The 12157-nt window shown below is 61.8% G+C and carries 9 protein-coding genes; all 9 read right to left on the bottom strand.

All coding sequences use genetic code 11. The annotated features are described in order from the left end of the window. Positions 1 to 8 precede the first annotated feature (8 nt). The 9 genes from ACYU7Q_RS00560 to ACYU7Q_RS00520 all read right to left on the bottom strand — a co-directional run bounded on the left by ACYU7Q_RS00560 (position 9) and on the right by ACYU7Q_RS00520 (position 12137). On the bottom strand, positions 9 to 1379 hold the full coding sequence (locus ACYU7Q_RS00560) for a Gfo/Idh/MocA family protein (RefSeq protein WP_460607482.1): 1371 nt from the start codon (positions 1377 to 1379) through the stop codon (positions 9 to 11). A 27-nt stretch (positions 1380 to 1406) separates the two neighbouring features. Then, the gene (locus tag ACYU7Q_RS00555; RefSeq protein WP_460607481.1) at positions 1407 to 2789 is read right to left on the bottom strand and encodes a 3-keto-disaccharide hydrolase; all 1383 of its coding nucleotides are present in this window, start codon (positions 2787 to 2789) and stop codon (positions 1407 to 1409) included. A gap of 216 nt (positions 2790 to 3005) precedes the next feature. Continuing rightward, on the bottom strand, positions 3006 to 3575 hold the full coding sequence (locus ACYU7Q_RS00550) for a LutC/YkgG family protein (RefSeq protein WP_460607480.1): 570 nt from the start codon (positions 3573 to 3575) through the stop codon (positions 3006 to 3008). Beyond that, positions 3572 to 4972 (bottom strand): lactate utilization protein B, encoded by a 1401-nt coding sequence (locus tag ACYU7Q_RS00545; protein ID WP_460607479.1) that lies wholly within the window; start codon positions 4970 to 4972, stop codon positions 3572 to 3574. Before ACYU7Q_RS00545 ends, ACYU7Q_RS00550 begins: the two co-directional genes overlap by 4 nt. Then, the gene (locus ACYU7Q_RS00540; RefSeq protein ID WP_460607478.1) at positions 4969 to 5709 is read right to left on the bottom strand and encodes a (Fe-S)-binding protein; all 741 of its coding nucleotides are present in this window, start codon (positions 5707 to 5709) and stop codon (positions 4969 to 4971) included. The genes ACYU7Q_RS00545 and ACYU7Q_RS00540 overlap by 4 nt, the downstream gene beginning before the upstream one ends. Before the next feature lie 127 nt (positions 5710 to 5836). Next, positions 5837 to 7210 carry an FGGY-family carbohydrate kinase gene (locus tag ACYU7Q_RS00535; RefSeq protein WP_460607477.1) on the bottom strand — a complete coding sequence of 458 codons (1374 nt, stop codon included), beginning with the start codon at positions 7208 to 7210 and terminating at the stop codon, positions 5837 to 5839. An 8-nt stretch (positions 7211 to 7218) separates the two neighbouring features. Further along, complete coding sequence (locus ACYU7Q_RS00530; RefSeq protein ID WP_460607476.1) at positions 7219 to 8499, bottom strand: TIM barrel protein; 1281 nt, start codon at positions 8497 to 8499, stop codon at positions 7219 to 7221. A gap of 225 nt (positions 8500 to 8724) precedes the next feature. Further along, positions 8725 to 9735, bottom strand: coding sequence for a GntR family transcriptional regulator (locus ACYU7Q_RS00525; RefSeq protein ID WP_460607475.1), 1011 nt, complete (start codon positions 9733 to 9735; stop codon positions 8725 to 8727). A gap of 293 nt (positions 9736 to 10028) precedes the next feature. Continuing rightward, positions 10029 to 12137, bottom strand: coding sequence for a bifunctional aldolase/short-chain dehydrogenase (locus tag ACYU7Q_RS00520; protein WP_460607474.1), 2109 nt, complete (start codon positions 12135 to 12137; stop codon positions 10029 to 10031). Positions 12138 to 12157: the final 20 nt, after the last annotated feature.

The following is a 12157-nucleotide window of genomic DNA, read 5'->3' as shown; positions in this document are numbered from 1 at the left end:
AAATCAGGTTAGTATTTGAATACTTTGCCGCCCACCATCACCTCCTGCGTTTTCTCGTCGAAGGTGGCTTTCATGCCCGAATGCACGGCGGCGTTGGTCATGATGGTGGCGATGGAATGGCTGTAGCCGGCCTCTACGGGGGCGTGGGGCTGCTGGCGGCTGCGCACGCACTCCATCCAGTTGCGCACGTGGTTCGAGGTCAGCTTGTCGCCGCCGGTATTGGCCGAGGCGATGACCGGCTCGACGGCCGACAGGCTCGACTCGGGCAGCAAAAACGGCTGCATGTGCATGTCGGCCGCGAACTTCTGGGTGAGGCCGCCGCGCGGCGACACCATGTTGGTGTTCAGGTTCAGCTCACCCCCGTTGGAGTAATAGATTTCGGACGGGTGCTCGTCGCCGTTGTCCATCCGCGAGCCGAAGGTGACCTGGAAGCCGTTGGTCGGGTCGTTCTGAGGGCCGTAGTCGAACACGGCCGTGAGCGTATCCCAGTTTTTGCGGCCGTCTTTCCACATGTAAATGCCGCCGTTGGCCACCACGCTGCGCGGGTGCTGCAGGCCCGTAAACCAGTGCACGGTGTCAATCTGGTGGCTCATCCACTGGCCCGGCAGGCCCGAAGAATACGGCCAGAACAAGCGGTATTCCAGGTATTTGCGGGCATCAAAAGCCTCGAAGGGCCGGTTCATGATGAAGCGTTTCCAGTCCGTATCGGCTTCTTTCAATTGCGGCACCAAATCCGGGCGGCGCCAGCGGCCGGGCTGGTTCACGTTCCAGGTCAACTCCACCATTTTGATGTCGCCAAACTTGCCCGATTTGATGTAGGCATCGGCGGCATGGTAGTTGGCCCCGCTGCGCCGCTGCGAGCCAATCTGCACAATCTGCTTCGAAGCCTTGATGGCCTTCAGCGCCGCCCGGTTGTCCTCCATCGTCTCAGCGAAGGGCTTTTCGCAATACACGTCGCAGCCGGCCCGCACGGCCTCGATGGCGTGCAGCGCGTGCTGGAAGTCGGCGGTGCTCACAAAAACGGCGTCCACGGCCTTCTTGTCGTACATCTCCTCGTTGTTGCGGTAGGCGGCCACGTCGTGCCCCAGCTTTTCTTTCCAGATGGCCGCGCCTTCCTCCCGCCGCTTTTTCCAGATATCCGACACGCCCACCACGTCGAAATTCAGCTCCTTGTAGTGGTTCAGGAAGCTGGGCAGGTGCGAGCTGCGGTGCCGGTCCGAGAAGCCGACCACGCCCACGCGCACCCGGTCGTTGGCCCCGATGATGCGCTTGTAGCTGCTGGCCGACCAGCCCACCACCGGCGACAGCAGCACCCCGGCGCTGGCTAGTGCCGTTTGCTTGAGAAACAGGCGGCGGGCATTGGATTCTTCGTGCGACATGGGAATTCTGATTGGAATGGAAAGAATTTACTTGAGTGTCTTGATTTTGATGCTGCGAAACGACACCTGATTGCCGTGGTCCTGCAAGAGAATGTGGCCCTGCGGTGCCATCCCGAAATTCGGCCACACCTTGTACTTGCTGAGGCCCACCAGCGCTTCGAACTCCTTCGAGCCGCGCGTGTATTCCAGCACTTTGCTGCCGTTGAGGAAGTGCTCCACGCGGTTGTCGGGGTGCGCCACCACACGGCCCACGTTCCACTCGCCGATGGGATGCACGAAGCGCGGGTTTTTATCGGCCCGAATCAGGTCGTAGAGCGAGGCAAGGGTGCGGTCACCGTCGCGGCCCAGCTTGGCGTCCGGGTGCAGGGCATCGTCGAGCACCTGGTACTCCAGGCCGATGGCCGAGCCCTCCGTTTTCTCGTCCAGCGTCACGAAGTATTTCACGCCGCTGTTGGCCCCCGGCGTCAGCTTGAACTCAAACGACAGGTCGAAGGCTTTGAACTCCTCGTTGGTCACGATGTCGCCGCCGTTGGCCGCCTCCTTGCCTTCGGAGGGCTGCACAGTCATGGTGCCATCGCCCACCTCCCAGCCCTTGGCCGGAAAGGCCGGGCCCTTGGCGCTACGCCAGCCGGCCGAGGTTTTGCCATCGAACAGCAGCCGCCAGCCGTGCGCCTTCTCATAGGCATTAAGGTAGTTAGGCACGAAATTCACCACGTAGATATCGGCCGGAAAAGCGCTGGGCTTCAGACTGGTGGTGTTGATGCGGATGTTTTTGAAGTAGACCTTTTTGCCCGCGTCATCCGGCTTGGTAATGCCGTGCACCTGCAGGCCGATGAAACCGCGCGGGTCTACGGGGTCCACCACGTAGGCCACGGGTAGGTTGTTCACCCAGGTCTTCATCTCGTTGCCGATGCACTCCACTTTGATGTGGTTGTACTGGCCAATTTTAAACGCTGATTTGGCCTGCGGGTGCAGGTCGAGCGGATACAGCCACTGCCGCCGCGCTTCGTCGTAAATCCCGCCCGACCAACTCCGCTCCGAGGGGTCAATCTCGACCTGCCGGCCGTACACTTTACCGGCATGGCCTTCGGTATCAAAATGGCTGCGCGTCTGAATGCCCGAATTGCTCGTCGGGCTGTCAATCATCACGTCCAGTTCCAGCACGAAGTCGCCGTATTCCTTCTCCGTGACTAGAAACGTATTGCCCGAATTCAGCACCGTAGTGCCCACAATCGCGCCGTTTTCCACCTTGTAATCGGCTGTGCCGGCCAGGCGCTTCCAGCCCGCCAGCGTCTTGCCATCGAACAGGTTTTGCCACGCGTTGGGGGCTTGCGCTGAAGCCGGATGGGGCTGCATCAGCGCCCCTATTGTAACTGCGGCACCAGCCGCTATCGACAGAATTTTCTTCAAGGTGGGATTTGGAAATAGAGGTGACTTATTAGAATCTCGACTAGCAAAGAAACGCGCACTCCTCCTTCCACCGCTCAACTACTTACGCGGCGGTAATCTCCAGAAAATAAAGTAGCTGTACAAGCATAAACTTCCGCCAACAGCATTTTTTTATCGATAATCGAATTAACAAAATAGCCGCGAAGCCCAAACGCAGGCAGGCGCAGTTGCATCCTGCTAATACAGCAGCACGACGAGGCTGCGGGCGCCGTGGGCGCCAATCACCAGCGACTGCTCGATGTCGGCCGTTTTGGAGGGGCCGGCCACGAACTTGCCGTAGCCGCCGGTGGTGGGCAGCTGGGCGTAGGCCTGGTGCATGGTGGCCACCAGGCGCCGCTGGTCGAGCACCAGGGCCAGGTGCTGGGTGACGGTGGGCAGCGCCCGGTGCAGCATGTTGGCCTCGGGCAGCCACACGGCCCCGTTCTCGGCCACGCCGATTTCACCCGGCAGCACCGCCAGGTCGATGGCGGCCAATACCGCCGTGGGCGTCTGCGCATCCACCGCCACGGAGGCGGCGAACAAGGGCGAGGCCGTGGCTTGGGCGTCGGGAAACAGCTGCCGGAGCGTGGGCACCAACTCAGCCAGCCCATTCAGGCGCACGACCGTGCCGCCGATGCCGGCCAGCACCGTGGTGAACCGTTCAACGGTGGCCTCGCCGCCGAAGTCGGGCACGGTGGGCAGGGGCAACTCGGCGGGTTTGTTGGCCCTGACGGCGGCTAAAATTCGGTCGCGGGATGCGGTGCTCATGCGGACGGTTTGGGTTGCGGGGGCTGGGCGGCGGGGGTGGGCTGCTGGGCGTACCACTCGCGGAAGCTGTGCTTCGGCGGCTCGGGCAGCTCGCGGGCCACGGCCCAGGCGTTGAAGCCTTTGGCGTGGGTCAGGCCGTGGGGCAGCAGGCGCAGGGCCCGGCGGGCAAACTGCCCGCCCAGGCCGTACACGCGGGTGCTGGCCAGCACGCGGCCCATAAACTTCAGGCCCCACTTCTTGGCGGCTGGAATTTCGTTGGCCTCGCCCAGCACCTGGCGCCACTTGTAGAGCTGGGTATGAATGTCGATTTTCACCGGGCACACGTCGGTGCACGAGCCGCAGAGCGTGCTGGCAAACGGCAGCGAGGCGTGCTTTTTCAGGTCGATGTTGGGCGAGAGGATGGCCCCAATCGGCCCGGGCACGGTGAAGTCGTAGCTGTGGCCGCCGCTGCGCCGGTACACGGGGCAGGTGTTCATGCAGGCCCCGCAGCGGATGCACTTGAGCGACGCGCGGAAATCGGGCCGGCCCAGTTGCTGGGTGCGGCCGTTGTCGACGATGACAACGTGCAGCTCCTTGCCCGCCGCCGGCTGGGCGAAGTGCGAGGTGTAGGTCGTAATCGGCTGGCCGGTGGCGCTCCGGGCCAGCAGCCGCGTGAACACGCCCAGGTCGCTCAGCCGCGGAATAATCTTCTCGATGCCCATGCAGGCGATGTGCACCCGGGCCAGGCTCACGCCCAAATCGGCGTTGCCCTCGTTGGTGCACACCACCACCGCGCCGGTTTCGGCCACGGCGAAGTTGACGCCCGTGATGGCCACCTGCCCGGCCAGGAACTTGCCGCGCAGGTGCTGGCGGGCGGCTTCGGTGAGGCGCTGCGGGTCGCTTTCGCCCTTCTCCGTGCCCAGGTGCGTATGAAAGGTAGCGCCCACGTCCTCCTTTTTCAGGTGGATGGCCGGCAGCACGATGTGGCTCGGCGGCTCGTCCCGGAACTGAATGATGCGCTCGCCCAAATCCGTGTCCACCACCTCAATGCCGTGCTGTATCAGGTAAGGATTCAGGTGACATTCCTCGGTGAGCATCGACTTGCTCTTGACGATGCGCGTAGCGCCCTGCTGCCGGATAATATCCAGAATAATGGCGTTGTGCTCGGCCGCGTCGGCGGCCCAGTGCACGTGCACGCCATTGGCCTTAGCGGCCGCTTCAAACGCCTGCAAATACCGGTCGAGCCGGCTCAGCGTGTGGTCCTTGATATCAGATGCCAGCGCGCGCAACTCTTGAAACTCGGGCACGGCGTACGCGGCGCGGTCGCGCTTCTCGCGCACGAACCACAGGGTTTCGTCGTGCCAGCTGGTGCGGTCGGCATCCAGCAGGAATTTATCGGCGCGGGTGGCGTGGTTCATGCGGTTAGTCCGTTAAGAATTTCGGCGGCGTGCATCACTTTGATGGGCAGCTGGGCGCGGCGCACGATGCCTTCCAGGTGCATCAGGCACGACATGTCGCTGCCGGTGAGCACCTGCGTGCCGTTGCGCACGTGGTCGGCCACGCGGTCCTGGCCCATGCGGGCCGAAATGCCGGCCTCGCTCACGCAGAACGTGCCGCCGAAGCCGCAGCACTCGTCGTTGCGGGTCAGCTGGGTCAATTCAATGCCATCGAGCGAAGCCAGCAGGCGGCGCAGTTGGCCGTCGCGCACCGGGGTCATTTCCGATTCATTAGCTTGGTGCAAGCCGCGCTGGCCGTGGCAGCTCAGGTGCAGGCCCACTTTGTGCGGGAAGGCGCCCGGTAGTTCGGTCACCTTCAGCACGGTACTGATGAAGTCAATCAGGTCGTAGGCCGCGCCGCGCACGTGCTGCACGTCGGCGGTCTGCTCGAGCTTATCGAAGTGCTTGCGCACGTGGTAGACGCAGCTGCCCGAGGGGGCCACCACGTAGTCGTAGTCGCGGAAGGTGTCGACGAAGTGCCGGTAGATGGGCAGGGCCTCGCGCTCGCAGCCGCTGTTGGCCAGCGGCTGGCCGCAGCAGGTTTGCCGGGCCGGGAAGTGCGCCCGCACCCCCAGCTTTTCCAGCAGCTGGAGCGCGGCAATGCCCACCTGCGGGTAGAACTGGTCAATGTAGCACGGGACAAATAGCGCAACTTTCATTCTTATTTTCTAGCGTGTGTAGCGTGGACTCTGCGAGTCCGCGCATATCCGAATTTCTTGAGCGAATTCTGTTTCGTTCATGCAGGCGCGGACTCGCAGAGTCCACGCTACAATTGCCCGGCTTCCGTTAGCTCGCCCGGCTCGGCACCGCCGCCAGCGGCATATCATCCTCATCGGTAAATAGTGGCTGGGTTTTCTTCAGTGCTTCACCCTGCTCCAAGTGCACCAAGGCACCCAGCGCCGTGGCCTGCGGCACTTCCAGCGTGCGGATTTCCGCCTTCGGGAAGTTCCAGCTCAGCGTTTGCATGAAGAGCGGATTGCGGGCAAAGCCACCGTCGACGAAGATGGTTTTTTCGCCCTGCCACACGAGGTGAATCGACTCCAGAAGAATGTTAATCAGCCCGTGCATGAGGTGCTGGTAGGCATCCGAAGCAGTGCGGAAGCCGCTCAGGTCCCACTCCTCGGCCGGCTGGTCGGGAAAGGGGCCGGTGCCAGCCATGCAGGCGGGGCGGAAGCCGGCTGATGCCTCATCATACGGCCGGGCCAGCACGATGGAGCGGTAAAAGTCGGGCTTGACGTGGAAGTGCGCGGCAATGCGCTCAACCTGAAAATCGTGCTCGCGGCCCAGGAAAACACGGGCGGCGCGGGTGGCCTCGCCCCGGGGCGTCATGAAGCTGAGGCAGTCGCGGCGCAGCAGTTCCGGCGTGAGCGGCTGGCTGTTGAACGGGTTGATGGTGACCGACCAGGTGCCCGTAGATACGAGCACGAATGGCTCCTCGTGCTCGGCCAGGTAAGGCATTACGGCCGACGTGCTGTCGTGCAAACCCACGCCTACAAGGATGCCATCGACCACGGAGGCGATGGAGTCGCGGGTGAGGGGCGCGAGTTTCTCATCAATGCCCTCGCGGCGCACCCATTCGTGGTAGTCGTTGCGCTTATAATCCCAAAGGGCCGTGTGGCAGCCGATGGACGTGAAATCGCTGAACTTCTCCCCCGAAATCAAATAGGAGAGATAATTCGGCAGGTGCAACGAGGTGTGAATCCGGGCGTACTGCTCGGGCTTGGCGTATTTCAGCCAATACAGCTGCAAGCCGGAATTGAGCAGGCCCAGACGCGGGGAGCAGGTATCGGCCGCAAATTCCTCCGGCGACTGGCCCAAATCGGCGTAGAACTTCGCCTCAATGTCAGCCGGCATCGGCTTGAGATAGTTGTAGAGCGGCAGCATGGGCTGACCATCGGCCCCGAGATGCACCCAGCTGGCGCCGTAGGCCGTGAAATTCACGCCCTTCACGGTATAGTGCGGGTGGTTGCGGAGCTGGCTCCAGTGCGCCTGCACCCACTCGGTGAGGCGCGGCAGGTGGTCGCAGGGGAAGCCGTCGTCGTCCAGCACGTCGGTGCAGATGTGCAGCTCCTCATCAATAATCTGCTGGTTCTCATCAAAGAGAATCAGCTTTTTATTGGTTTTGCCAATGTCAAAAACGGCGTAGACTGACTTTTTCATCGTCGTGCTCATAGCCCGGTGGATACGCTGTGCTTGCCGCGCTGCTGAATGAGTTTCTCGCGCACACCTTCGGCGCGGAAGGCGGCAAGGGGCCGGATAGCGCCGCCACTGCGCAGGTAGGCTTCCGACACCAGCGGGCGTACGTCGGTGAGGAAGGCGTCGCGCAGGATTTCCTCGGCGCGCACCACGTCGTTGGCGTCCTGGGCTTCGGCGAGGGCGTCGCGGTCCACCAGCAGGGCCTTGGCGTAGGCCGAAAGAATATTTTCGACCGATTGCAGGAGGTCTTCCAGCGGGTCTTTCACGTTGTGGCTGGCGTCAATCATGTAAGCCACGGCTTCAGCGGGTACCGATTTGTCGAGGGCGGCATCCACCAGCTCGTTGAAAATCAGGAACAGCTGGAAGGGCTTGATGCTGCCGGTGGTCAGGTCGTCGTCGCCGTACATCGAGCCGTTGAAGTGGAAGCCCCCGAGGCGGCCAAACTGCCGCAAACGGCCCACAATCTGCTCGATGTTGGTGTTGGGCAAGTGGTGGCCGAGGTCAACCAACACCTGCGCCTGCTGGCCCAGCGCCTGGCACAGCGCCAGCGAAGTGCCCCAGTCCGGAATCACCATCGAGTAGAAGTTGGGCTCGTAAGGCTTGTACTCCACCAGCATGGTCCAGTCGCTCGGCATGGCCTCGTAGATGGAAGCCAGCGACTCCTGCGTGCGCAGAAACGCGCGGCGCAGGTGCGACTGCCCGGGGAAGTTGGAGCCGTCGGCCAGCCACACGGTCAGCGTTTTGGCGTCGAGCTGCCGGCCGTAGCGCACGCAGTCGATGTTGTGCTGGATGGCCTGCTCGCGCACCGCTTTATCGGTGTGGCTGAGCGAGCCGAACTTGTAGGATTGCGGCTGGTCTTTCTGGTCCTGAAAGGTGTTGGAGTTTACCGAATCAATCACCAGACCTTTTTCCTTCAGCAGTTGCTGCAGGCCGGGAATGTCCTGCGGAATATCCCACGGAATGTGCAGCGAGATGGAGTTCGACGAGCGGTTGAGGGCTTGCAGAATGCCTACGTCGCCGATTTTGTCTTCCAGCGTCGCGGGCTCGCCGCCGGCCGCAAAGCGGCCGAAACGCGTGCCGCCCGTGCCCAGCGCCCAGCTCGGAATGGCAACCTGAAAGTCAATCAGCTTTTGCACCACGGCGGCCACATCGGCGTGGCGCAAGCGCGGCGACTCGGCCGTGTACTGAAACTGGGTTTGGTGCTCGGCCAGCAGCGGCTGGTTGAGTTCGGCGAGGCGTTGGTCGGAGAACATAGTTGGCGAGAGAATAATGTCCGGTATTGGTTGGGTAGAACAAATTACCCGTTTCCCTCGGCCGGAACTGTTCTGGGCTCTCCTGTTTTGCGTGGGAAAACCTGAGGCGGGATGTAGCGTGGACGCTACGAGTCCGCGTATGCTCGATACATCTGCTCGCGCCCCTACCCTTCCATTCCTGCCATCGTCCTGCTCCGGCGCGGACTCGCAGCGTCCACGCTACAGTTACAACGACCCTCTACGAATCGTATAGAACGGATTTTTCACCTTCACGCGCTGCTTTTCCAGCAGCAGGGTGGCGGCCGTCCGGCCCATCGCCTCGAAGTCGGTGGTAATCACCGTCATGTTCAGTAGCTCCTTCAGGGGCGTTTCGTTGAAGGAAATGATGCCCACTTCGCGGCCCAGCAGGTAGCTGGTCTGGCGGATTTTCTTCACCAGCTCCACCAGGTCGGTTTCGCGGATTACCACGTAGGCGGTGCCGGCCTGCACTACTTCGTTCATGGCGTTTTCGACCACCGAAAATTCCTTGTTGCGCATCAGGCAGAAGGACCGGAAGCCCCAGGGCAACTCTTCGGGATGGTTGGCGTCGGAGGGCAACACCAGCACGAGGCGGGAGTATTTTTCCAGCAGGTCCTCAGCGTTTTCCAGGGCGTTGAAAATGTCCTTATCAAAGTCTTGGAATACGCGCAGGCAGTCGTGGGTAAGCTCGGGAATGTCCTTGTCGAGCAGCACCAGTTCCTGGCTGGGAATGGTGTTGAGAATGGCCCGCGAAATGGCCTTGTCGGTGTCCAGCGTGAAGTGCGGCATCACCACGTAGTAGTTGTATTTGCCGAGATTCTTCTCGATGATTTCCTGAAACAGGTTCACGTTGTAGTGGTGAATCTGCAGGTCGACGGTGGCGCGGTCGCCGAGGGTTTCGAGGAAGGCGTAGTAGATGATTTTCTTGTAGGAGCTCAGCTTGTTGAACACCAGCAGGATTTTCAGCTTTGAGTTGTCGCTGGTTTCCACGTAATAGCCCTTGCCCTGCACCGACGTGATGAAGCCGCGCTCGCGCAGCTCGCGGTAGGCTTTTTCCACCGTGTCGCGGGCCAGGTAGTGCTCCACGCTCAGCTCGCTGATGCTGGGCAGGTGGTCACCATTTTTCAGCACGCCGCGCTCAATATCCATGATAACCGACTGCACAATCTGCTTGTACTTCGGCGTTTTATCGAGGGGCTTTAGTTGGAGTTGGTACATCCCGGATGGTGGGCAAATCAGGCGATTCCGGCCGCGCTACTCCAGGTAAACCCCGTTGGCGGCGGCAGAATTCAGCAAGGTGGAATAAGGGAGAAAAAAGGCGTTATTCAGGGGTCGTGCCCCAAATGTAGCCTTTTCGGCAATGCCAGTGACAACCGGGCTGGCAATAAAAAAGAACGTCATGCAGAGCGGAGCGAAGCATCTTTACCTCGATAGTAATCAGATTTACTTCCGAGGTAAAGATGCTTCGCTCCGCTCTGCATGACGTTCTACTCACGCGTCATGCGGTTTGGCTAACGCACAAAGGCCATGGCTACGCCACCGTCCACGTTGAGCACGTTGCCGGTCGATTTGCTTAGCGAGCCATCCACGAACACGCGGACTGCTTTGGCAATGTCTTCCGACAGCAGCTCCTCGCCCAGCAGGGTGCGCTTGGCGTAGTGCTGGGGCAGCTCCTCGACCGTGATGCCGTAGGCCTTGGCCCGGCCGGCGGCCCAGTCGCCTTCCCAGATTTTAGAGCCGCGCAGCACGGCGTCGGGGTTCACGGTGTTGACGCGGATTTTGTCGGCCCCGAGCTCGGCGGCCAGTAGGCGGCTCATGTGCAGCTGGGCCGCTTTGGCGGTGCCGTAGGCCACGTTGTTGGGGCCGGCCACGAGGCCGTTTTTGCTGGCGATGTTCACGATATCACCGCCCAGCGCCTGCTGGCGCAGGATGGTGACCGCGGCCTGGCTCACCAGGAACTGGCCTTTCACGAGCACGTCGTTCAGAATGTCCCAGTCGGCCTGGGTAGTGTCGGCCAGCGGCTTGGAAATCGACAGGCCCGCGCAGTTCACGATGATGTCCACGCCGCCGAATTGCAGCACGCCGGCTTTCAGCGACTCGGCAATGCTGTCCGCATTGGTCACTTCAATAGGTGCGGTGATGGTGCTGTCCTTGCCGAATTGCTTGCGCAGGTCGGCCTGGGTTTCTTCGAGGCGGTCACGGTCGACGGCCACCACGCAGGCACCGAATTTCAGCAGTTCCTCGCAGATGGCTTTGCCGATGCCGCCGGTGCCGCCCGTCACGTAGGCCACTTTGCCCGAGAGGGCTTTGGGCGGGGCCATGCGCTGCAGCTTGGCTTCTTCCAGCAGCCAGTACTCGATGTTGAAGGCTTCCTGCTCGGGCAGGCCCTGGTAGGTGCTCACGGCCTCGGCGCCGCGCATCACGTTGATGGCGTTGGTGTAGAACTCGGCGGCCACGCGGGCCGTCTGCTTGTCTTTCGAGAAGGAGAATAAGCCCACGCCGGGCCATAGGATGATGACCGGGTTCGCGTCGCGCATGGCGGGCGAGTTCGGGTGCTTGCTGCGCTCGTAGTAAGCGGCATAGTCGGCGCGGTAGGCCTCAAACTGGCTTTCCAGGTAGGTTTTTACGCTGGCCGCGTCGCCCTGCATCACGTCGGCGTCGAGCACGAGCGGGCGGATTTTGGTGCGCAGGAAGTGGTCGGGGCAGCTGGTGCCTTTGGCGGCGAGGCGGGCCAGGTCGTGCGAGTTCACGAATTCGAGCACGCGGGCGTCGTCGGTGTAGTGGCCCAGCATGCGGCGCTGGCTGCTGGCCAGGCCGCGCAGCACGGGCATCACGGCGGCAGCGGCGTTGCGGCGGCCGGCGGCATCCAAGGTTTGCTCGCGTTTCACCCCGCCGAAAACCGGGGCTTTCTTGCCGTAGTTGGCTTCGAGGTAAGTGGCAGCTTGCTCAATGACTTCGAGCGTATTGAGATACGACTCGTAGCTCGTGTCGCCCCAGGTGAACAGGCCGTGGCCGCCGAGGATGACGCCGCGCAGGCCGGGGTTATCGGCCACAATTTTTTCGAGCTGCAAGCCCAGGTCGAAGCCCGGTTTCTGCCAGGGCAGCCAGCCCATGGTGTCGCCCCAGATGTCGTGCATGATTTGCTCGCCGTCCTTGCTGGCGGCGATGGCAATCAGGGCGTCGGGGTGCAGGTGGTCAATGTGCTTGAAGGGCAGCAGGCCGTGCAGCGGAGTATCAATCGAAGGCGTGGCGCACTTGGGGTCGAAGAGGCAGTACTCGAACAAACCCACCATCTCATCTTCAAATTCGAGGCCACGGTAGCGGTTTTTCAACTGGTGCAGCTTCTCCACGTAGAGGTTGGCGCAGCCCGTGCGGGTCAGGGTGCCGATGTCGCCGCCCGAGCCTTTCACCCACATTACTTCGGCGGCTTCGCCGGTCACGGGGTTGGTTTCCTGGATTTTGCAGCTGGTGTTGCCGCCGGCGTAGTTGGTCAGGCGCAGGTCGGCCCCGAGCAGGTTGGAGCGGTAGAGGAAAAGGGCTACTTCGTCGCCGGCCAGTTCTGCGGCTTTGGCTTCGTCCCAGAGGTAGCTGACGTGCTGGAAAGTGAGGGTTTTTTCCATGAGATAGGTTGCAGATGCGT

It is taken from the genome of Hymenobacter terrigena (assembly GCF_054776515.1).
The sequence above is the reverse complement of the archived record's forward strand: the minus strand, read 5'-3'. Positions and strand labels throughout refer to the sequence as shown.

Coding starts and splice junctions, on each gene's coding strand:
- ACYU7Q_RS00560 (WP_460607482.1), bottom strand. CDS start 1,379: ATGTCGCACGAAGAATCCAATGCCCGCCGCCTGTTTCTCAAGCAAACG.
- ACYU7Q_RS00550 (WP_460607480.1), bottom strand. CDS start 3,575: ATGAGCACCGCATCCCGCGACCGAATTTTAGCCGCCGTCAGGGCCAAC.
- ACYU7Q_RS00545 (WP_460607479.1), bottom strand. CDS start 4,972: ATGAACCACGCCACCCGCGCCGATAAATTCCTGCTGGATGCCGACCGC.
- ACYU7Q_RS00540 (WP_460607478.1), bottom strand. CDS start 5,709: ATGAAAGTTGCGCTATTTGTCCCGTGCTACATTGACCAGTTCTACCCG.
- ACYU7Q_RS00535 (WP_460607477.1), bottom strand. CDS start 7,210: ATGAAAAAGTCAGTCTACGCCGTTTTTGACATTGGCAAAACCAATAAA.
- ACYU7Q_RS00530 (WP_460607476.1), bottom strand. CDS start 8,499: ATGTTCTCCGACCAACGCCTCGCCGAACTCAACCAGCCGCTGCTGGCC.
- ACYU7Q_RS00525 (WP_460607475.1), bottom strand. CDS start 9,735: ATGTACCAACTCCAACTAAAGCCCCTCGATAAAACGCCGAAGTACAAG.
- ACYU7Q_RS00520 (WP_460607474.1), bottom strand. CDS start 12,137: ATGGAAAAAACCCTCACTTTCCAGCACGTCAGCTACCTCTGGGACGAA.